This is a genomic window from Ureibacillus sp. FSL K6-2830, assembly GCF_038004145.1.
GTDB lineage: Bacteria > Bacillota > Bacilli > Bacillales_A > Planococcaceae > Ureibacillus > Ureibacillus thermosphaericus.
In genome coordinates, this window is sequence record NZ_JBBOQR010000001.1 from 1,400,986 (window position 1) to 1,423,505 (window position 22,520).

Genomic DNA, 22,520 nt, shown 5'->3' on the forward strand with positions numbered 1-22,520 from the left:
ATACCAAGTGTTTAATCATAGCGATATTGCTTATTCAATCTCCAAATTTACATAATTTTCAATTCCGTTAACAATTGCATCTGCCATTTTGTCTTGATACTTTTCATCTGCCAATAAACTTCTTTCCTCAGGATTGCTTAAGAATCCAGTTTCCACCAAAACCGCAGGAACTTCGGTTTTTTTCAGTAGATAAATTTGTTTGATTGCCAAAGCCTCTCGATCTGTATTTTGTAACTTTTCTCTTATTGAAGATTGAATGGCTTTAGCTAGCAGCTCACTGTTTGGGTGCCCTTCTTTATGATAAAATACTTGAGCGCCTCGCCACTTTTCTTCTGGGATAGCATTTGCATGAATCGTAATGAAAATATCGGGCTCATTTTCTTTTACAATTTTTTCTCTTAAGAAAATATCTTGTTTTTTCCTTTCTCTTAATGTAGAGAACTCTTCACTTGGTGCGTGTTCCGAAAGAACATCGCCATCTGAAGTTCTTGTCATCACAACTTCCGCACCCATTCGTTTTAATTTTTGTTCAACCTTTTTTGCAATTGCTAACGTAATATCTTTTTCAATAACATTTTCTGCCGATGCTCCTCCATCAATCCCACCATGGCCCGCATCAACGACGATTTTAACTCCTCCTAATGGTTCAGGAAGGAAAAATCGATTGTCCGATGCGCTTGTCTCATACATAACCACTAAAAAACAGCAGAGCAAAATGACAATTAGTGCAATCCATCGTTTCAAATCTACTACACCGCCTTTTGCAACCTTTTGCACTACTATACGCTGAAAGGAAGGCTTGTATGCGTAAAGAATTTCTATAAAAAGTTGATTATTTTTATTACCCAACTTGCTTGTTAAAAGACTTTGTTCATCCTAATCTTTGTTTCAGTCATCTTAAAATTCAAATGATTATTAAGAAACGAATAGATTTAAAATGATTCCTGAAAGACACAAACTGTATACTTTACTAAACTCAAATATTTTATTCATGTATCCGAAATTTGATGATGATAGAAAAAAACTGCCCCCTATGCTTTGTAAACATTAGTGGGACAGTTTACTGCTAAATTTCTGCTTGATGATATTGTTTTTGCAATTGGGCATAAAATCCATCTAAGGACATTAAGGAATTATGATTTCCTTGCTCGATTATTTCTCCATCTTTTATGACTAAGATTCGATCTGCATTTTCGATTGTTTTTAAACGGTGGGCAATGACGAAACTCGTGCGGCCTTGCATTAAATTGTTTAATCCTTTTTGAATATGCACTTCTGTCATTGTATCAACACTTGAAGTGGCTTCATCCAAAATTAGAATATCCGGATCTTTTAAAATAGCTCGTGCAATCGCAATCAGTTGTCTTTGCCCTTGACTTAAGTTTTTACCACCTGATTCAAGCAATGTATCATACTGCTCCGGCAAATATTTTATGAAGGAATGGGCATAGGCGATTTTTGCTGCCATTTCTACTTCCTCATCGGTAGCATCTAGTTTTCCATATCGGATGTTTTCTCTTACCGTTCCTGAGAATAAATACGTATCTTGCAATACAACACCTATTGAATCTCGTAAATGTTCCATTGAGTAAGATTGAATATTTTCACCATCTATTAAAATTTCACCTTCAGTTACATCATAAAAACGGCTTAATAACTGTACGATGGTTGTCTTCCCTGAACCAGTTGGGCCAACAAGAGCAACAATTTCACCAGCATTCGCTTGAAACGAAATGTTTTTTAGCACCGGCTTATCTTTTACATAATAAAAACTGACATTTCGAAATTCAACATTTCCTTCTAGAGATCGTCTAGGCAGAGAATGAGGTGAATCCATTAATTCAGTTCGTTCATCTAGTACTTCAAATACCCTCTCCGCTCCAGCAATTGCAGATTGAAAAGTATTTAATAAGTTTGAAAGTTGGTTAATTGGGCGGAAAAACTGTCTTGCATATGTTAAAAATGACGTTATAACACCTACCGTAACGAGAGAATTGGCCGTCATAATAGCACCAACTCCAACAATTAAACCTGATCCGAGGTTATTGATAAAGTTATTCGTTGGTCCTAACAAACCAGATACTATTTCTGATTGCATTGCAGAATAACGCAACTTCTCATTCGCTTCTTTAAATTGTTGAATAGTTTGTTGTTCTTTTCCGAAGAGCGTCACAACTTCCGAATTAGAAATCGTTTCTTCAATAAATCCATTTAAATTGCCTAAATCTCGTTGTCTATTTCGATAATTCATGCTACTACGTTTCACAACCTGTTTTGTAGCCCAAACAATTAACGGAACGACCAAAAGGGTAACAATGGCTAATATCCAATTTAAATACACCATCGCAATGGCGGTACCTACAAGAGATAATACAGACGATACGATTTGAATGACGCTTTGTGAAAGAGCGAAATTCAAATTGTCGATATCGTTCGTCATGCGGCTCAACAAATCGCCTTGCTGTTTTTGATCGAAAAACGAAATCGGCAATGATTGCATTCTCTCAAACAGTTCGATTCTCAAATTTTGAATTGTTTTTAAAGATGCTCGAATCATGACAAAAGTTTGCAACCAAGTTAATAAGGATGATGCGATAAAAATTGCTGCAAGTAACATTCCCATCCGAATAGTTCCTTCAATGTCGAGGGGAAGAATATAGTTATCTATAATAACACCAATCATCAAAGGCCCTAAAATATTTAACACCGATGTAATCAGCACAAGAATAATAACAAAATTGATGCTGAGTCTTTGTTTCTTTAAATAACTCCAAATCCTTTTAATTGTAGCCTTTTGATTTTTAGCCTTTGCTGCTGGACCACGGCCTCGACCACTCCCTCTACCAGTAAGGGATTCTTGTAGCCTATTCATCAATCGCACCTCCCCTTTCAACTTGAGTTGCTACAATCTCTTTATAATGCTCGCTCATTTTCAGTAATTCTTCGTGGGTTCCTTGGACAACAATTCGACCGTCTTCTAGCACAAGAATCAAATCTGCGTGTTTAATAGAAGAAATTTTTGATGATACGATAAATTTCGTACTGTCTTTAAGAGCTTCTTTCATGTTTCGCTGGATAATCTTTTCAGTGATGCTATCTACCGCTGATGTTGTATCATCTAATATTAAAATTTTTGGTTTTCTTATAATTGCACGACTCATTGCCAAACGTTGCTTTTGCCCACCGGATAAGTTCGTAGCTCCCTGCGTTAATTCATGTTGTTCTTTATGATCCAATTTTTCCACAAACTCAAAGGCGTTTGATGCAAAGAGCGCTTCTTGAATGTCTTCTTTAGTTGCGTCAATTTTCCCATACTTTAAGTTTTCTTCAATCGTTGTTGAAAACAATGTTGCCTTTTGTGGGGCAAAAGCCATAGCATTTCTTAACATGTCAATGTCATATTGCTGTATTGGAATGTTATCAATGTAAATAGTTCCTTCATCGACATCCATGAGTCGACCGATCAATTTGATTAATGTCGATTTTCCACTGCCTGTCATACCGATAATCCCTACTGTACTGCCGGCTTTCGCTTCAAAGGAAATCTCTTTCAACACCGGTTCAACGTGTTTGTTATAAGAAAAACTAACCTTGTCAAATTTCACATTTCCTTGAATTTCTTTTTTCACTGGGTTTTCAACATTCGTAATATCAGGCTGCTCTTCCAATACGACAACGACACGTTCTGCACTTGGTATAGCCCGCGCAATTTGAATCAGTACGTTGCTGGAACTCATAAGGCCGTTCAAAATCATCATCAAATAGTTGATGAATGCAACAATTACCCCAATTTCAATAGCTCCTGCATCGACTTTCACGACACCAAGCATAAGTGCAAGTACAATTCCGATGTTGACAACAAATTGGGTAATCGGCATTAAGGCAGCTACTACTTGATCTGCCGTCATATTGCGTTTCGTTAATTGATGATTGACAGTTGCAAATTGCTTCATTTGATATCGCATACGGTTAAATGCTTTAATGACACGAATCCCCGCCAAACTCTCCTGCACACGTGTATTCACTTGATCGATTGATTCCTGCACCTTTCGAAACAGCTTAATCGATAATTGAATAAAAATATATAAACTGATGATTAATACAGGCACCACAAAAAACAGTACTGGAAATAAATCTCTTGCCGTAAAAAATACGACAATGACCGCCCCAACAAACATAAAAGGCCCGCGAACGAATATTTTTAATAACATGTTTAAGGCCCTTTGCAACCTTTCGATATCATTTGTTAAGTTGGTAATCAATTTTCCTAAAGTGAACTTGTCCTTATTGCTATTCGCAAAATATGTAATAGTTTCATATAAATCCGCTCGAACATCAGATGCAAAGTTTACCGCCGCTTTCGAACTGAAATATGTACAACCTGCACCTCCAAGCCATCCTATCATTGCACACAAAATCATTGCAGCAAACATCATAATGATATACTGTGTATCATTCGTTGCAATTCCTTTATCGATTATTTTCTGCATAATCGTTGGCTGAATTAAATCCATCGCTACTTCCAACACCATAAGTATCGGCGCTAAAATCGCAAAATGCTTATAGGGCTTTAAATATTTTGAAAGCTTTAACGCTGCACGCATTTTGTTACTCCTTTTCTTTATTACCATCGTTTAATTTTTGTATACAATTGTATACTAACCGTCAAGTTGATACCCTTACATTTCCAACTATAACTGAATAGATTCCATAATATTTCACCACTAAAATAATCATTTAGGCAATGGAAGTTTTCAAAAAACTTGACTAAAGTTTCATTTCATTTTAGATTATTTAAAAAGTATATCTATGTAATTAGGTGCCCTTTTTAGGGAGAATAGGGAATAAAGTGAGAATCTTTAGCGGACCCACCACTGTATCGGGGAGCAATATAGAAAATGCCACTGGGAAACTGGGAAGGCCTATATTTGCGATGAACCTAAGCCAGGAGACCTGCCTAATTACTTGAAAACATACAGTACGATGGTAAAGTCTGTAGTTTATTTGGCATGCCAATAAACTGCAGACTTTTCTTATTTCAATAATCAATGGAGGAGATTCAATTGGAACTATTGCAATCGACATTACAAAACATTAAACAACTTAATAAAGAAGTGATGGAAAAAGCAAGAGAAAGAGTAGATGCTCTTTGTAAACCGCCAGGCAGTTTAGGAAAATTAGAACAAATCGCGATACAACTTGCTGGAATATCTGAGAAACTAGAGCTTGATGTATCCAATAAAGCGGTTATTTCATTAGCTGCGGATCACGGAGTATATGAAGAAAATGTTTCAAATAACCCCCAATTTGTAACGGTAATGCAGGCAATTGGCTTTGCTAAAGGGTTTACAGGAGTATGTGCTATTGCAAAAGCAGTAGGTGCAAAAGTCGTTCCAGTAGATATTGGCATTAAAGAAGATTTACCAAAAGATTCTGGAGTCATCGTCAAAAAAGTGAAATACGGAACGGATAATATGGCTAAGGGACCAGCAATGTCACGACAAGAAGCGATTCAAGCGATTGAAGTAGGTATTGAAATTGCCGATGAACAAGTGAAACAAGGTATCCATGTTTTAGCAACTGGAGAAATGGGAATTTGTAATACCACTCCAAGTAGTGCTGTCCTATCAGCATTCTGTGGTTGTGACCCGGCTATTGTAACAGGTATGGGAGCTGGGGTAGATAGTCTTCAACATAAGATTGACGTCATTCGAAGATCTCTTGACATAAATACGCCAAATCCAAATGACCCAATTGATGTGTTAGCGAAAGTTGGCGGTTTGGAATTAGGGGGAATGGCAGGCGTAGTCCTAGGTGCTGCAGCAAATCGTGTTCCTGTAGTAGTGGACGGTTTTATTTCCACAGTTTCTGCACTTATTGCTTATAAATTAGAACCGAAAGTGAAGGATTACATTATTCCATCCCATCTGTCAGAAGAGCCTGGAGCAAAAATTGTAAACGAGTTATTAGGGTTAGAGCCTATGTTGAATATGAATATGCGATTAGGCGAAGGTTCAGGAGCAGCCCTTGCTTTTCCTATTCTTGATGCCGCATGTTCTATGATGAACACCATGACTACTTTAGAAGAATCCCATCAATATATGCTAAAAATCATGGGGAGTCAAACAGTTTAAAAGATAGAGGTTGGGACAAATCTAAAAAAACATCATTTTCTCCTTGGAGAAAATGATGTTTTTTTGATATGTTATTAAAATTGATTTCCGTTCCGGGGACGCTTTCCGCGGGCCCGGCTCGAGCCTCCTCGGAGCTCATCGTTTCGCTCCTGCGGTGTCTCGAGAGGGCTCGTCGCAGGAAAGCTTTGAATTTACTTCCTTGAGCTTGCTCCGCTTTGCGACTAAGCGTGCGCGACAGGAGCACTCGCCCGTCACTTCAATCAATTTTTCGTTAGTTCAATTTTTTATCAAAACTATTTCAACTCCCCCTTTCATTTTTTGTTTATGTCCCCGCCTCCTTTATTATCATAAAGAAACTCTTTCAATTAATTCCTTTGAATTGTTTTTCGGAGAATTTACTAGATTAGATACTGGATAGGCAGTTAACCACTCTGAAGGGCAAGGTTTAAGCAGCGATTTTAATTTCTCTCGCCCCTTTAAATGAGGGTCTAACCATTCTTTTTGCTGTTCCTTATTTAAAATGACCGGCATTCGGTCATGGATTGGGGCCATTAATTCATTTGCCTTCGTTGTTAAGATCGTACACGTATGAATCTTTTCTCCCTCTTGACTCCGCCATGTATTCCATAATCCCGCAACTGCAAATACTGCGTCATCTTTCCTCTTTATTCGCATTGGGACTTTCGAATTTCCTTCCCTTTTCCATTCGTAAAAGGAGTCCATCGGGATAATACATCTCCGTTCATAAAATGATTTTTTAAAACTTGGTTTCTCGTCGACAGTTTCAGAACGAGCATTGATCATTTTCGATGCTATCTTTTCATCTTTTGCCCACGAAGGAAGGAATCCCCATTTTAAGAACCCCATACGATTTTTATCTCCATCATTAATGATTGCTACAATTTGTTGACTTGGAGCAATATTATAACTTTCCTTATATAACTCCTCGGAAAAAGCCTCTGCTACATCAAATTCTTCAATCAACTGATGATACGAGCAAAACAACGTAAATCGACCGCACATAGCCATCCCCCAAAAAATTAAAGTTTCCATTATAAGTATTTTCTACTTCATTTCATCATAAAAAAACAGTATGATAAAAATACAGTATGGAAAGCAATATCCGAACTTTCAATTACTGTAATAAAGGAGCAAAGCATATGAAATTAAGAGTATCTGCAGTTCAATATCATTTACACACGATTCAATCATTCGAAGATTTTGCCATGCAATGTGAACACTACATCAAAACCGCTTTGGAATTTGATTCGGATTTTATCGTGTTTCCAGAATTTTTAACAACTCAATTACTTTCTTTCAAAAAACAAAATGGTTCAAATCAAACAATCCATGATTTACCTAGTTATACAGAACAATATGAAGATTTATTTCTTAAATTAGCTAAAAAATACAATATCCATATTATCGGCGGAACACATGTAGTAGAAGTTAACAATCAACTACGAAATACCGCATTTTTCTTTGACCCTGAAGGCCGCATTATGCGACAAGAAAAGCTGCATATCACGCCAGTTGAAATCAGCGCTTGGAATATGGCAAAAGGAGAAGAATTAAAAATTTTTGACACCAAATATGGAAAGATTGCGATTTTAACTTGTTACGATATTGAATTTCCTGAAATTGTACGTATAGCGAAAGCGCGAGGAGCCGATATCATTTTTTGTCCTTCCTGTACCGATAACCAACACGGGTATTATCGTGTTCGATATACAAGTCATGCTCGGGCAATAGAAAATCAAGTATATGTCGTTCTATCTGGAACAGTAGGTTCACTTCCGACTGTTGACTTTATGAGATCGAACTTTAGTCAAGCAGCTATTATCACTCCTAATGATATTCCTTTCCCTCCAAAAGGGGTTTTAGCAGAAGGAGAAGTCAATCAAGATATGATTATTACCGCTGATTTAGATTTAAACCTTCTCTATGAAGTAAGGAACCATGGTTCAGTAACAACATGGAAAGATCGTAGAACCGATTTATATACGGATTGGTAGTGGAGGTGAATCCATGTACAGGAGCGAACAGTTTATTTTTATCGGACAAAAAGCCGTTCCTATCGTCATTCGTAATTATAGAAAAGAAGATTTTATACAGCTAATCGACCTTCAAGTTGAATCTTTCCCTCCACCATTTCCACAAGAACTATTGTGGAATGAAAAACAATTAAAAAATCATATTAATATTTTTCCCGAAGGTGCTATATGTGTTGAAATTGATGGAAAACTAGCTAGTTCCTTAACAAGTCTCTGTGTACAATTTGACCCTGCCAAACCAAAACATTCTTGGGCAGAAATAACCGACAATGGTTATATTACAAATCATGATGCAAATGGAAATACTTTATACATTGTCGATATTTGTGTTCGACCAAGCTTTCGTTCATTAGGCCTTGGTAAACTCATGATGCAGACAATGTATCATATTGTAATCGAAAAGAAACTAGATCGCCTTTTAGGTGGTGGAAGAATACCGGGCTATAGCAAATATGCGGATAAGATGAGTGTGGAAGAGTATTTAGAGGCGGTCATCAACGGAACATTACAAGATCCCGTTATCACTTTTCTGTTAAGTTGCGGGCGTGTCCCTATTGCGATTGTTGAAAACTATTTAGAAGATGAAGAATCCTGTAATTATGGAGTGTTAATGGAGTGGAAAAATCCGTTTAAAAAGTGAGCAATAATGGGGCTCTCAAGGAATCATGACTGTGAGCAGCCCCATGTTTTTCCAATCTTTTCGATTTAATCGATAGCTGATAGCGAAATGCGATATAATTTATCATCATTTCTTTCTGGGTTTCCACGACCGTCTGTATTATTGGTGATAAAGTACAAGTTATTCTCCTCAATTAAGACATCACGAATTCTACCAAGTCCATTAACGATTTTTCTATTTGCACCAGTATTTAAGTTAAATTCCAATACAGCACTACCCCTTAAAGCGGCAACGTAAAGCTTGTTATCAAAATAGGCAATTCCGGAAGGAGCCCACGTATTGTCTGAGCCTGATGTAAAGAGAGGAGCAACCATATTTTCTTTTTCTCTAGTTCCTTCAATCTCTGGCCAACCATAGTTTTTACCAGGTTCAATACGGTTTATTTCATCATTCGCATTATTGCCATGTTCACTTGCATACATCGTTCCATCTGGTGCCCATGTTAAACCTTGAGGATTTCGATGTCCAAAACTATATACGTAAGAGTTAGGAAAAGGATTATCGGATGGAATCGATCCATCTAAGTTAAGTCTGAGAATTTTTCCACCTAATGAGTTAACATCTTGAGCGCTATCAGACTGTAATGCATCGCCAGTTGTTGCATAAAGTTTACCATCTGGGCCAATTTTAAGTCGACCTCCATGATGAACCCGTCCACTTGGAATTTGATCTAGTAGTACTTCCTCTTCTCTCCAAGTATCATTTTCTAGCTTTAAGCGAACAATGCGATTAAATTGACCTGTATCATCTTCGTAAGTGTAATATCCGTAAGCCTGATTTGATTCGACAAAGTCTGGTGCTAAGACAAATCCTAAAAAACCAGCTTCCGATGCCGTTGAAAGAGGTTTTTCGAGTTGTACTTGCTGTCTTTCCACTTGTCCGTTTTCTACTTTTACAATATTTCCGCCACGCTCAGAAAGGTAGAATGTATTCCCTATTTTGTTGATGGACCACGGAATAAGAAGATCAGTTGCTATGATTTCTATTTGTTGGCTTGCTGTAGTTTCAGTCTTTTGTTCATTTGCTTTCGGTGGTTGTTTAGGTGAACAACCAGTTAAGACTAAAGCAATTATTAAAAAAGGAATATAAATCTTCATGTCCGTCCCCCTTGAGTTTTTTCTATCATTAACTTTAACCATTTTTTGATACACTAATCCTTTAAGATGAATCTTAATAGCTATAATTGAATGATTGCAACCAAACAAAAAATCCTACTCTCTATGAGCAGGATTTACTTATTATCTAATAATGGATCTTTCTTTTGATCATATGAAGGATAAATATGAGGATGTAAGATAGAACCTAATTTCACTAAACCTTGTGCGAGTTTTAGTGAAGGACGGCAAAATAAAGATTCTTCTAAAATATATAATTCATTGATTTGAATTGCTTTTATCTCATGTACACCTGGTCTTTTTAATATTACTTTTGGATTGACTCTTTTCGTTTCAACTCCTACCCAAGCCACACAAAATACGTCTGGATTTCTGCTTTTCACTTCTTCCCAATCTGTTTGGACACTTGATTTGTGTATATCTTGGAAAATATTTCGCCCTCCAGCAAGCTCACACATTTCGGTTAACCAATTCGTTGCACCAGGGGTAAAAATCGGTTTTGCCCACCATTCGAAGTAAACGGTTTTTGGATTATCAACTTGTTCTGATAAACTGCGATATTGTTCAAGCAAATGAATATATTGATCGTACAATTCCTTGGCCTTGTCCTTTGTGTTTGTTGCATTGCCAACGAATAATAAACTTTCTCCCACTTCCGTTAATGTGTTTGGATTAGGTACTATACAATATGGAATATTCCGTTTTTCCAGCCTTTCAATATTCTTTTCCATGCCCGGTACTGAGAGGGATGCCAATACTAAATCAGGCTGCAATGCTTCTACTTTATCTATATCAATATCTAAATCAGGACCTAATCTCGGCAATTGATGAATATCTTCTGGCCAGTCGGAGTAGTCATCTACTCCAACAAGTGAAGGTGTCAAACCTAAATAACCTACTAGCTCTGTATTGCTTGGACAAATGGAGATTAATCTCACCATACTCCCCCTTTATTGAAAGTATTCAATTGTTCAATCAAACAACAACTTTTTCTTTTTGATATACTTGTTTTACAGCAAGTTGTACCATCTCTCGCAAAGTTGCCTCGACAGCTCTTTGCGTTACTGACTTATCACCTTTTTGCGTAACCGCTAAATAGAGAGCCTCATTTGTTTCATTAGCTTCATCCATTCCAAATTGTTGCATTGCTTTCATTTTTTCTTTTGTTGCAATAAGCAAACTATTAACTAAAGCTCCCTCGTTAAAATGTCCATCCATAAAAACCATCATATTGAATCCGCGAATTTTTTCATTCATTTTCGTAGGTGTAACGATGATGAGAATTTTTGTATCCTCAATTTCTCTCTCAACTTCAACGACATCACCTATGTTCCCTTCAACAATTGTTGCAACCGTTTGTTCGGGAGTAATAGAATATTGTTCCATGATGGTTTGTATTTCTTCCTCTGGGGGAATTGTGGAATATTGTTTACACGAAAAGATGCAATAATCTTTTATCCACTGTATACCATTTCCTACCATTCCATTTGATATCGTTCGTAGTGGTTTTTGAAATTGAACATGAACAAATTGTTCATTGTTGTTTATTTTATAATTTCCCTTAAAGAACGTAGAATGTGTTGAATTCGGTAAACTTGGTGCTAGTAATAGTTGCGGTTTAGGGACTGTTGGATGCGGTTGGACATGGATTTGTACTTGATATATTTTATTTAAAGTATCTACTTCCTTTAGTAAGCTTGCATCCCCAACTTCTAATAAACTACCGTTGTACAGCAGTGCGAATCGGTCTGCATAAAGCGATGCCACATTTAAATCGTGTAAAATTGAAAAAATCGTTAATCCTTTTTCTTCTTGTCTCTTTTTTAATAAATCTAATAGTTGAAAGGTATGTTTTATATCTAAATGATTTGTAGGCTCATCTAACAGTAGTAGCTCCGGTTCTTGAGCCAACGCTTTTGCTAATAGCACCCGTTGCTTTTCACCGCCGCTAATCTTTCGAAATTGAGTATGCCTAAATTCGGTTACTTTCGTTAGTTCCATTACTTCTTCAATTATATGCCAATCTTTTTTTGATAAATTTTTCAATATTCCTTTTTGATGAGGGTATCGCCCAAGACTGACGATTTCTTCAACTGTATAGTCAAAAGAAACAGAAGTTTCTTGGGAAAGAACTGCGATTTTCTTTGCTTTTTCTAATTTTGAATAAGATGAGAGATCCTTACCCGATAACAATACTTTCCCCTTTTGAATAGGCAACTGACCGGTAATTAATTTAAAGAGCGTTGTTTTTCCGCTTCCATTTGGGCCGAGAAGGGCAAAAAAATCACCATTTTGTACTTCTATATCAATATTTCTTAGGATTGGGTTATTGCTATATCCACCCGTCACATTTTGAATCTTTAGCATCTATTTTTGCCCCTTCCAATCTTTTCTCTTATTAGCAGAAACGCAAATACCGGTGCACCGATAATCGCTGTTATAACTCCAATTGGCAATTCTCGCGGTGCAATAACAATTCGAGCCAGCAAATCCGCAAACATTAGAAAAGTACCACCAATGATAAATGACAACGGTAATACATGTCGATGATTTGGTCCAACAAGGAGTCGTACAAGATGAGGGATGACGAGACCAACAAAACCAATGGAACCAGAAACAGCAACCGATGCACCAGTTAATAACGATGCACCAATTAATATCATAGTCTTGCCTCTTTTGACATTGACACCAATATGATCTGCAGCCTCTTCACCAAGTGCAAAGGCATTTAATTCTCGAGAATGAATTAACAAAATGAATGTCCCCAATATCATAAACGGGATGATGAGTTGTATGTATTCCCAACCTCTCATTCCAACGCTCCCATATAACCAATAAAGAATTTGGGTCATTGCATCTCGATCTCCCAATGAAATGATTAGAGAGACAATGGCACTGATAAAGGAACTGACGATAATACCTGCAAGCACAATCGTTTCGATTGCTAAACTTCTACTGCTTAGCCTTACCAACCCAAATACAATTAATAAAGTGATAAAACCACTTACAATTGCGACGATTGGAAGCGTAAAATTTCCTAATCCTATTATGGTAACTTGGAAAAATATAACTAACACTGCTCCTAAAGAGGCGCCTGATGATACACCAATTGTATATGGATCTGCTAATGGATTTCGTAAAAGGCCTTGGAAAGCAGCCCCCGCTAGCGATAGGGATGCCCCAACACAAAAGGCAAGGATGACTCTCGGCAATCGAATATTCCAAATAATCATTTCCTCATTTTTTGGTACTTCCATCCAAGTGATATGGAGGGTTTTCTCAAATATTATGTGGATAATTTTTTCCACAGCAACGGGTACACTGCTTATAAATAAACCTAAAATGATTGCCGCGGCAAAAAGAATACCACTCCCTACATAAATCCAACCAATTTTATTATTCAAAAATTTCAGGATAAATAAGTTTCGCAAGAGTCTCGACTCCTTCAATTAAACGAGGGCCTGGTCTTGTTACTGTATCACTGTCCACATCGTAAACTTCGCCATTTTTTACCGCAGGAACCGCTTGCCAACCATTACGAGCAAGTACTTGTTCCTTTGGATTCTCTATATAATGGCCGTATGTCGTTATAATCACATCCGGGTTTAATTTTACTATTTCTTCCTCATTCATCTTTACCCATCCTACTTGATCACCTGCTACGTTAATGGCTTGGATGGATTCTAACATTTCATGCATAAAGGTATTTTTTCCAGTCGTAAAAATATCTGGTTCTGGTGATACTTCAACCCAAACTCTTTTTTTATCTACAACGGCTTTCGCTTTCTCTTTAATGGCTTCATGACGTTTTTTCATATCAGCAATAATCTCTAAAGCTTTATCTTTTGTTCCAGTGGCTAAACCAATCATTTCAATGTTTTCATAAACATCTTCAAAAGATGTTGCACTACCAACGACGATGGTTTGAATACCCGCCTCTTCAAATTGTTTTAATACTGTCGGATGAGCTTTGTAATGATAATCTGTCACTAGTGCTATATCTGGAAGGAGAGATAGAACTAGCTCCACATTAATGTCCTGTCCTCCCACCTTTGTAATATTTTCTGTTTCAGCCGGGTAATTACAATAATCTGAAACACCGATTATTTTGTCGCCCAATCCTAAGGCGAAAGCAATCTCCGTATTACTTGCTTGGATGGATACGATTGTTTCAGGTTCTTCTTCAATCGTTATTTCTCTTCCTGCATCATCCGTTAGTGTTACTGGGAAATCAGCTTTCTTTGTTGTTTCCGTTTCCTCTGTCCCAGTTCCACCTGCTTGCTCATTCTTTTCTTTGCTTTCTTTGTTACCACAACCGGCAATGATTGTGATGCTTAATAATAGAACCACTGCTAGAAGTATTGCTCGATTCCACTTCAACATCTTTTATCTCCTCCTTTTTTTGAAAACAAAAAAAACGCTTCTCCTTCTCGAAAAGCGTTGTAAAAAGCAGATATGTATGTGAATTCTGTATGCATGACCCGAAAAAGGCCTCTGCTTTTTAAACTCTCCTTTCCTCGAAGGATGTTTAAATACAAATAGGCAGGTCTCCTGACTTACGGGTCATCGGTTTGTTACTCCTTCCCATGTTCAACAACACAGTGGATAATTGCAACTACCTACCCGATTACAGTGGCGGGACCGTGTTGGATTTTCACCAACTTCCCTCTTAGTCTTAAATGTAATGAATTTACATTTAAGAAACCTATTTGTTTGTTATTCAATTATTCGTTCTAGTGCCATTATAGTAGAATAACCGTACCTTGTAAAATAATTGTTTTTTATCTTGCTTCTGGCCATTGAAAAAAACACTAATACTGAATACAATTTAACAATAAATATTCTGAAATTTCGTGTTCGAAAGGAATGAAATGATGGAAAACTTTTTTCTATTTGTTTTGATGTGTGTTTTGTTAATCCTTTTACCTGGCCCTGATTTTGCCATCGTCACTAAAAACACTGTTACTCGTGGCAAATTTGGCGGAATGAAAACTGCTTTAGGTACTTGTTGTGCCCTGCTAATTCACACTACTGCCGCGATATTAGGATTATCTGCGCTCATTGTAAAATCAGCCTTTTTATTTTCTATTTTTAAGTATGTTGGAGCCATTTACTTAATTTATCTTGGAATTAAAACTTTTTGGTCTTTGAGAAAAAAGAAAGATGAAGTAGAGGTAGAATTTGTGCAAGAAGGTACATTGAGTAATACATCTTGTTTCAAACAAGGATTTTTAACTAATATATTAAACCCTAAAGTTGCACTATTTTTCTTAACCTTCTTCCCTCAATTTGTAAATACTAGTAGCGATACATTTATGCCGTTCCTTATTATGGGAATTACTTATACCATTCTTACGGCCCTGTGGTTCATTTTCTATATTTATTTAATCGATCATATTAGTGCATTTATAAAAAATGCTCGCACTCAAAAAGTTATCGAAGGAATTACTGGTGCCATCTTGATTGGTTTTGGTTTAAGACTTGCCCTTGAAAAAGCCAACCCATAATAATTGAGACCCTCGAATTAGTCGAGGGTCTTTGTTTTATTAGCGGATAAAAATTTATGAAATGAATGTCTACGGCTCACGTTAAAAATACAAATTTAAGCGGTATCAGCAAAACAAATTTCTCATAAAAACACCCCTCTTCCCGAAAGCGTATTGTCAAAAATTTATAGATAAAATCTAGATGATTTATTGATATATAAGGTTTTATAAACAAAAAACTTGCCACCCCCTTAAAATTAGGGTATTTATGAGGTAACCACACACTCAAAAATCCCTAATGAAGGAAGTGACAAGTTGTTACCTCAATTATTAACCTATTTGCTTGAATATATCAAGTACCAAGATCAAATGATTCGAACATTACTTACCCTTCTGATTGGAAAAAACATGTTTGATAAGCCAACTGAAAAGCCTGTCAATAAGCCTTATCAAAAACTCCAGGTGGATGAGCTGCCAATCATTGAAACTCTACAAAAGCTTGATTATCAAATTCTTCTCAAAGAATATTTGGAGAAGAACGGGAAACCTCTCAAACCTGTTCAGAGACGCTCCAATTCAAAAGGTAAAGTACCTTATCAATGCAAGGTGTGTGCGTGTCTGTTTAATAAAAAGAATCAATATGCCAAGGAGGCTGTACTAAAATGTCCACACTGTTCGAAAACACTCGAGAAGATCAAGGAAAGAAAAGATTTTCTCGTATTTAAGTGCAAAAACAATGACTGTCCGTATTACAAAAAGAAACTGCGAGGAATGTCTAAAAAAGAGAAAAAGCAGTTCGAAAAGGATCCTCAGTCTTTTAAAGTTCGATACATATTCCGTCAGTTTCAAATTGATTATCAGCCGTTAGCCAAACATTCACCTAAGAAGCCAAAAGTGGATTTGTCCAGGCTTCATGTGTCACCGCACACATTGTCATTTTAACCTACCATGTAAACTATGGCTTATCGGCTCGGAAAACAGCTGCACTGATGAAGGATGTTCATGGTGTACCCATCTCTCACCAGAGTATATTGAATTACGAAAACAGCGTAGCACTTCTGCTCAAACCTTATGTGGATCATTATCCTTACGAGCTTTCTGATCAATTCTGCGGAGACGAAACATACATTAAGGTGAATGGCCGTTGGCATTATCTTTTTTTCTTTTTTGATGCGGTAAAGAAAATTATTCTGTCCTACCCTGTTTCTCCAAATCGTGATACAGTATCAGCCATTCGCGCGATTGATGAGGTCTTATGGAAGATGAAAGAGATTCCTGAAGACCTCACCTTTGTCGTAGATGGCAATCCGATTTACCTTTTAGCACAACACTTTTTTGCCCAGCACGGTATTACGTTTGATGTGAAGCAGGTCATTGGACTAACCAACGAAGACCCGGTTTCAACGGAATACAGACCGCTAAAACAAATTATTGAAAGACTGAATCGAACATTTAAGGGTAATTACAGATCGACACACGGATTTGGATCCGATCACGGATCCGTTTCTTATGTGACTTTGTTTGTGGCTTATTTTAACTTCTTGCGGCCACATTCAGCCCTGGAAGGCAAAGTGCCTGTAGTCATTCCAGAACTAAAAGAACTGCCGAATATGCCTGCACGTTGGATAAAACTGATTGGTTTAGCTCAACAATGGCTAGTAGAGCAAACTGCCTAACTTTTTGTTTAGCAGAGCCCTTACCAGCATCGGCGAAGCGAACTCTTGACAAACCGAACCAGTCAATGGTTTAAAATGGGAATTGGCAAGGGCTTCTTTGGTGTGCCTTCTTTTTGTTCCCTTCGCCCTTGTTGGTTCGAAATCAAACCATTGACGTGTTTGTCAAGAGCGATTGCGGCGGCATTTTCTCTATTTTCGTTAGAACACATCCTTCCAATACTGAGTTTTCATAGAACTTTTGACACTACCCCCGAAAGCGAGAAGAGGGTTTGATAACGTTGATAATATTAACGTTTTGAGAATTGTGGTGCGCGACGAGCGCCTTTAAGACCGTATTTTTTACGTTCTTTTATTCGCAAATTTTACTACTTTATATAAACTTACACAGGACCTTGATATATCAATTTTTTATAGTTTTGTAGAATAAATCATAATTTTTATATTTTAATACACTACCGTCGCATAAATGATGTCTGAATTTTCAGTTTTATTTTTTCTGGACTTTAGAGAAAAAACGAAAACACCTAAGCGAGGGTAGTAAACATCCATTTTTTTACTATAACCTATGACTTGTGCAACAACGACTGGCAAACCTTTATGGGACGCCGTTTCCTTCGATTTTTCGTAACCAAATGTGAGCCGATTTCCATAAAGATGCCTTTAGATAACGACTAATTTGTAAATAACTTCGGTCACTATTTACGTTCAGCTGTGCTAATACATTTAAACAATACACAATCATCGCAACGTACACTTGGTTGTGGACGGCTTGTTCACTGTGACCGTAGAATTTTTTAATGTTCAGGTGCTGCTTCATCCATTTGAAGAACAGTTCAATCGCCCAGCGTGACTTGTAGATTTCAGCGATTTCAACTGCACTTAAATCTAAACGATTTGTCAGTAAATGAAGCTCATTTCCTTTTGTGTCATGCAATTTGAGTAAGCGAAACACGTTTTCAGAACGATTTTGTGGTGTTCCAATGACAACCATTTCATCAGAGAATACGGGTGAATCTTCTGGTAACGAAAAGGATTCTAACACTCGGACAACAGCGTTTTTACGCAAACGGGTCACAAAGAAATAGCCATCTTCCGTCATTTGATCAAAGCGCCCATAATCCAAGTAACCACGATCAAACACGTACATGCATTCTTTGTCATCCACGAATACTTCTAGTTGACCACGATCATGTTCGTTGGCATTCGTGAGTACGGCTTTATCTGGATAGGAGAGTCCTTTTTCCATAAAAACAAGTCGTAAGTGAAGCTTTACTCCTGATTTTGTTTTTCGAAACTCTGCCCACTTATGATTGGTCAAATTAAGCGGTAATGTACTCGAATCAATGATTTTCAAAGGCGTTGTCAGCTTTCTTCGCTTTTGAAAATGTGTTTTCTCATGAATTTGAGCCACTAAATCAAGAAAAATCGATTGAAAGAAAACCGTTGGAATGGCGTTGATTCGTCTCCCTAACTGTGAAAAACTAATCGATTCCAATCCCGTTGCTCGTTGTAATTCTTCTAAAAAGACAGCGTCACTCAACGCCCGTAAACTCTCGGTTTCATGGAGTTGGGCATACAAAAGCAGTTTCATAAATGAAGCCATATAAAGCTTCTTGGTATAGTGATTTAATTGATGTGTTTTCACTAGGTCGTCAAATAATGGACGATTAATCGGTGAAAACCATTGTTCAAATGATGTTTTTCGTGTAGACTTATCCATGCGATTGTCCTTTATTTTGGATTTGGATGGTTTACTACCACCCAACCATTATAAAGGATTTTTTTTTGTTTGGATTATATTTCAGAAAATTCGGTTTGTTTGAAGGTGTTAAATTATTTTAATGCGACGCTAGTGATTTTAATATAAAAATTACAGTCAATTTACATTCAATTTATAGTCCCCTACATTCATTCTTTTTATTCACATAAAGACATTTTAATATATCCACAAATATATATACGTATATTAAATTGTAAACGCTAAACTAGAATCAACAGTTTTCCACAAATAGAACTCAACAGAATTCCCCAAATAAGATTAAACAGTTTCCCCACCATCAATCACTTTCAAATATACTGTTACTAGTCTATTGAAAGTGAGGAATTAGGAGTGAACAGATTTATGCTTTACATCGAGATTCATCGTTTATACAAAGAGGGATTCTCCAAGAGTGCTATTGCAAGAAAACTAAATATTTCAAGAAATAGAGTGATAGATTATTTGAATATGAGTACTGATGAGTTTGAAGAATTTTTAAGTACATTACGTACAAGAGAAAAGAAACTAGACCCTTATCATGATCAAATTCTAGGGTGGTTGAAGGAACATCCTGATTTAACTGCTGCACAAGTTTATGATTGGTTGGAAGAAAAGTTAGGTTTCAGGGAAGTCGCTGAGAACACTGTACGAAATTATTTAAACGAAATGAGGGATTACTATCGGATTCCAAAGGTAAAGGTTCAGAGGACATATAGTGTAGTTCCAGAATTACCAATGGGAAAACAGGCTCAAGTGGATTTTGGACAAACTACCGTCAAAAACAGACAAGGTGAGAATAAAAAGTTGTATTTTATCGCATTTGTTTTATCACATTCAAGATATAAATATGTAGAATGGCTCGATCGACCTTTTCGTACTTCCGATATGATTCGAATGCATGAAAATGCATTTGAATACTTTGGAGGAATGCCAGAAGAAATGGTCTATGACCAAGATGCGTTATTAGCAGTTAGTGAAAATGCAGGTGATTTAATTCTTACAGCTGAATTTACTAAATATCATCATACCCGTAAATTTAATGTTTATTTATGTAGAAAGAATAATCCGGAATCAAAAGGTAAAATTGAACAGGTTGTGAAATTTGTAAAAAATAATTTTAGCAAAAATCGAGTATTCGATCATCTTTCAGATTGGAATCAATCGTGCCACGCTTGGTTGAAAAGAACAGGAAACTATAAAGTTCATCATAATACGAAAAAGAGACCTTCTGAAGTGCACGCCCTGGAAAAGCAACACTTAAAGAAAGTCTCTGGTACTTACATTTTCGCAAATGTTTCAACTCCAAGTATAACAAGAAATATCCATAAGGACAATGTTATTCGTTATGAAGGAAATCGATATAGCGTTCCTAAAGGAACATATAGAGCAGATGCCCCAAATCTTGCTTATTTACAAGAAGAGGATGGTTGGTTAATTATTCGACTGAAAGAAACTGGGATGGAGTTAGCAAAGCACCGAATATCCGAAGGAAAAGGATTGATTATTACAGATCCCTCCCATCGGGAACATAGCACAAGTAAACGAGATCTTTTAATTCTTCAAATTCAAGAAACATTCATAGATAAAGAGAATATTCAATGGTTAATACACAAATTGAAAGAACGATATCCACGTCATTTAGTGGATCAACTCAAAGTACTACAACAAGCCATCAGAATTTACCCAAATCATTGTGAGGAAGCTTTATCTGAAATGAAGAAACTTGGAATGACCAGTGCAAATGATTTTCGGGATATTGCACATGCATTATCTGTACAATATCAAAAAAGTTCACCTAAAATCGTTGAATTGAATGAGAAGTATAAAGATTTATCAGCACCAGAACGATCCGAAGACATTTATTTAAAAGTCTTATCTGGAGGTGAAAATGAATGAATCATCATCCCTATGAAATTTTACAAGATAAATGTCGTACCTTGCGCCTCGCTGAGACGGCTAAAGAATTACCGAATTTACTCCGTGAAGCTGAAGCAAAGAATTGGACATATCATGAACTGGTTTATGAAATCTTAAGCTATGAGATGCGATGTAGAGAGCAGAAAAATAATGAGAGATTAATGAAATGGGCAGAGTTCCCAGAAATATTGACGTTTGATACCTATGATTTGAAGGAACAAACAGCTCTTGGTGAAAAACAACTAAATGTATTAAAAGAACTGAATTGGATTGAAGAATTTTTTACTTTAATTTTGATGGGACCAACAGGAGCAGGAAAAACACATTTATCCGTTGCATTAGGAATACACGCTGTGGAGAGAGGATACAAAGTATCCTTTGTCTCCATGAATCAGCTTATGTATATTTTAAAAACAAAAGAATATATCAATAAATCTAAAATACGCTACAAACGTATTATAGCTTCGGATTTAATTATTATTGATGATGTCATGTACATGACTTACGAGACTCAGGAAGCCAATCTATTTTTCCAGTTTATCTATGATTTATATGATAAAGCAGCATTCATTCTAACCTCTAATAAAGGGCCAAATGAATGGGGAAAATTTCTTGGTGATCCTACTTTAACAATAGCTATACTTGACCGTTTATTACATAGGAGTGAAATTATCACTTTCGATAACGAAACGGATAGCATTCGTATGAAATACAGAAAGGTATTATTTTAATTTAGCAAACTGTTGAATCTTAATTGTAGAAAACTGTTTAAAATTATTTGTGGAAAATTGTTTAATTCTACTTGACGGTTACATAAATTCACCTGTATATTCATACATTTATATATCCTATACCTGTATATTTACATATCTATATATGATATATTTGTAGACTTGTTTATTTATATACCCATATATTGATATATCCGTATACATGGTTATTTTAGCGTCTCATTGTAGAATGATAACGCAAAATTCATTAGACCCAATACCCTCAACATTTTGAGTTATTCTCCTCTATGTAGAATAACTCAAAAACAACTCAAACTAACGTTCTATTCTGGTGCTTATTGGTGCAATTTTTAGGCAAAAAATATCAGTAAGCATGTTTATAGGAATGGGTGAGTTTTTTAACTAAGGATAAAAAACACCTAAAAAGTGTAGCTATTTTTGCATACGAATTAACTTTCATGAATGTATGGAAACGGCGGGAGTCGAACCACTTTTACACAAAATAACTACAGATCAATAAATAATTAGAAGTATTTTTGCACAAATCAAAATACATCAAATGCCATTCTAAATGCCATCTACAAAATGTTGTTGGAGGCAAGTTTAAAATTTATAATAATTTCTACACATAAGTAAACTTTAAATGTTGGATCACTTATTTTAACCGTCACACTTGAAAGAATAGAAACTCTTTCAATTACTATAAAACTATAAAAATGTTGTTATTACTAATATTTTCCTTATTTAGAAAATGATTTACACTTTATTACATAATCTATATTTTACAAAATTGGTAATTATATACTATTCCTTGTATTAACTGGTTGATTTTATAATATAAATAACTCGAGTTATAAATGGTACTATGCATAGTAATAACTAAAATATTTTTATAGGGTGGTAGATAAATATGAGTACAATAAAAAATTTTTAATATATTTTTCCACTAGCGTCGCATTAAAATAATTT

16 protein-coding genes, 2 pseudogenes and 2 riboswitches are annotated in these 22,520 nt (G+C 36.2%); of the genes and pseudogenes, 7 read left to right on the plus strand and 11 right to left on the minus strand.

What is annotated here, in order from left to right:
- Positions 1 to 30 precede the first annotated feature (30 nt).
- The 3 genes from cwlD to NSU17_RS06925 all read right to left on the minus strand — a co-directional run bounded on the left by cwlD (position 31) and on the right by NSU17_RS06925 (position 4,604).
- Positions 31 to 744, minus strand: a complete 714-nt coding sequence (gene cwlD / locus NSU17_RS06915; protein ID WP_016839509.1) for an N-acetylmuramoyl-L-alanine amidase CwlD — start codon at positions 742 to 744, stop codon at positions 31 to 33.
- Positions 745 to 1,066: 322 nt separating this feature from the next.
- Positions 1,067 to 2,872 carry an ABC transporter ATP-binding protein gene (locus NSU17_RS06920; RefSeq protein ID WP_340704663.1) on the minus strand — a complete coding sequence of 602 codons (1,806 nt, stop codon included), beginning with the start codon at positions 2,870 to 2,872 and terminating at the stop codon, positions 1,067 to 1,069.
- Entirely contained in the window at positions 2,865 to 4,604 is a 1,740-nt protein-coding gene (locus tag NSU17_RS06925; protein WP_340704664.1) for an ABC transporter ATP-binding protein, read from the minus strand. Before NSU17_RS06925 ends, NSU17_RS06920 begins: the two co-directional genes overlap by 8 nt.
- A 196-nt stretch (positions 4,605 to 4,800) precedes the next feature.
- A riboswitch (cobalamin riboswitch) is annotated at positions 4,801 to 4,975 on the plus strand.
- Between the two features lie 88 nt (positions 4,976 to 5,063).
- Between NSU17_RS06925 and cobT the strand changes: the two genes are divergently transcribed.
- Positions 5,064 to 6,134 (plus strand): nicotinate-nucleotide--dimethylbenzimidazole phosphoribosyltransferase, encoded by a 1,071-nt coding sequence (cobT, locus tag NSU17_RS06930; protein ID WP_340704665.1) that lies wholly within the window; start codon positions 5,064 to 5,066, stop codon positions 6,132 to 6,134.
- 345 nt (positions 6,135 to 6,479) lie between these two features.
- Here the strand turns inward: cobT and NSU17_RS06935 are convergent, their stop codons facing one another.
- Complete coding sequence (locus NSU17_RS06935; protein ID WP_096550114.1) at positions 6,480 to 7,157, minus strand: SOS response-associated peptidase; 678 nt, start codon at positions 7,155 to 7,157, stop codon at positions 6,480 to 6,482.
- A 137-nt stretch (positions 7,158 to 7,294) separates the two neighbouring features.
- Between NSU17_RS06935 and NSU17_RS06940 the strand changes: the two genes are divergently transcribed.
- Positions 7,295 to 8,149 (plus strand): carbon-nitrogen hydrolase family protein, encoded by an 855-nt coding sequence (locus NSU17_RS06940; RefSeq protein ID WP_016839504.1) that lies wholly within the window; start codon positions 7,295 to 7,297, stop codon positions 8,147 to 8,149.
- A 13-nt stretch (positions 8,150 to 8,162) separates the two neighbouring features.
- A complete protein-coding gene (locus tag NSU17_RS06945; protein ID WP_168412784.1) occupies positions 8,163 to 8,828 on the plus strand; it encodes a GNAT family N-acetyltransferase in 666 nt (221 codons plus the stop codon).
- A gap of 65 nt (positions 8,829 to 8,893) precedes the next feature.
- Here the strand turns inward: NSU17_RS06945 and NSU17_RS06950 are convergent, their stop codons facing one another.
- The 5 genes from NSU17_RS06950 to NSU17_RS06970 form a co-directional block, all read right to left on the minus strand.
- On the minus strand, positions 8,894 to 9,964 hold the full coding sequence (locus tag NSU17_RS06950; protein WP_340704666.1) for a PQQ-dependent sugar dehydrogenase: 1,071 nt from the start codon (positions 9,962 to 9,964) through the stop codon (positions 8,894 to 8,896).
- Positions 9,965 to 10,098: 134 nt separating this feature from the next.
- Entirely contained in the window at positions 10,099 to 10,920 is an 822-nt protein-coding gene (locus tag NSU17_RS06955) for a cobalamin-binding protein (RefSeq protein WP_096550111.1), read from the minus strand.
- A gap of 37 nt (positions 10,921 to 10,957) precedes the next feature.
- Positions 10,958 to 12,349, minus strand: coding sequence for an ABC transporter ATP-binding protein (locus NSU17_RS06960; RefSeq protein ID WP_340704667.1), 1,392 nt, complete (start codon positions 12,347 to 12,349; stop codon positions 10,958 to 10,960).
- Positions 12,343 to 13,413 (minus strand): FecCD family ABC transporter permease, encoded by a 1,071-nt coding sequence (locus tag NSU17_RS06965; protein ID WP_096550109.1) that lies wholly within the window; start codon positions 13,411 to 13,413, stop codon positions 12,343 to 12,345. The genes NSU17_RS06960 and NSU17_RS06965 overlap by 7 nt, the downstream gene beginning before the upstream one ends.
- A complete protein-coding gene (locus tag NSU17_RS06970; RefSeq protein ID WP_340704668.1) occupies positions 13,379 to 14,365 on the minus strand; it encodes an ABC transporter substrate-binding protein in 987 nt (328 codons plus the stop codon). Before NSU17_RS06970 ends, NSU17_RS06965 begins: the two co-directional genes overlap by 35 nt.
- 141 nt (positions 14,366 to 14,506) lie before the next feature.
- Positions 14,507 to 14,706, minus strand: a riboswitch (cobalamin riboswitch).
- Between the two features lie 150 nt (positions 14,707 to 14,856).
- On the opposite strand from NSU17_RS06970, the gene NSU17_RS06975 reads away from it, so the two are divergent.
- Together NSU17_RS06975 and NSU17_RS06980 are read left to right on the plus strand one after the other, a co-directional pair.
- The gene (locus NSU17_RS06975) at positions 14,857 to 15,489 is read left to right on the plus strand and encodes a LysE family translocator (RefSeq protein WP_016839496.1); all 633 of its coding nucleotides are present in this window, start codon (positions 14,857 to 14,859) and stop codon (positions 15,487 to 15,489) included.
- 294 nt (positions 15,490 to 15,783) lie between these two features.
- Positions 15,784 to 17,144, plus strand: a pseudogene (locus NSU17_RS06980) (IS6 family transposase).
- Positions 17,145 to 17,431: 287 nt separating this feature from the next.
- Here NSU17_RS06980 and rpsI read toward each other — a convergent pair.
- A pseudogene (gene rpsI, locus NSU17_RS06985) lies at positions 17,432 to 17,500 on the minus strand (30S ribosomal protein S9); the annotation flags it as partial.
- Between the two features lie 239 nt (positions 17,501 to 17,739).
- Positions 17,740 to 18,864: an IS4 family transposase gene (locus NSU17_RS06990; protein ID WP_340704487.1), complete on the minus strand. Its 1,125-nt coding sequence runs from the start codon at positions 18,862 to 18,864 to the stop codon at positions 17,740 to 17,742.
- A 402-nt stretch (positions 18,865 to 19,266) separates the two neighbouring features.
- Here NSU17_RS06990 and istA point away from each other — a divergent pair, with 402 nt between their 5' ends.
- Positions 19,267 to 20,799 carry an IS21 family transposase gene (gene istA / locus NSU17_RS06995; protein WP_340704669.1) on the plus strand — a complete coding sequence of 511 codons (1,533 nt, stop codon included), beginning with the start codon at positions 19,267 to 19,269 and terminating at the stop codon, positions 20,797 to 20,799.
- Positions 20,796 to 21,551 (plus strand): IS21-like element helper ATPase IstB, encoded by a 756-nt coding sequence (gene istB, locus NSU17_RS07000; RefSeq protein ID WP_340704670.1) that lies wholly within the window; start codon positions 20,796 to 20,798, stop codon positions 21,549 to 21,551. The genes istA and istB overlap by 4 nt, the downstream gene beginning before the upstream one ends.
- Positions 21,552 to 22,520: the final 969 nt, after the last annotated feature.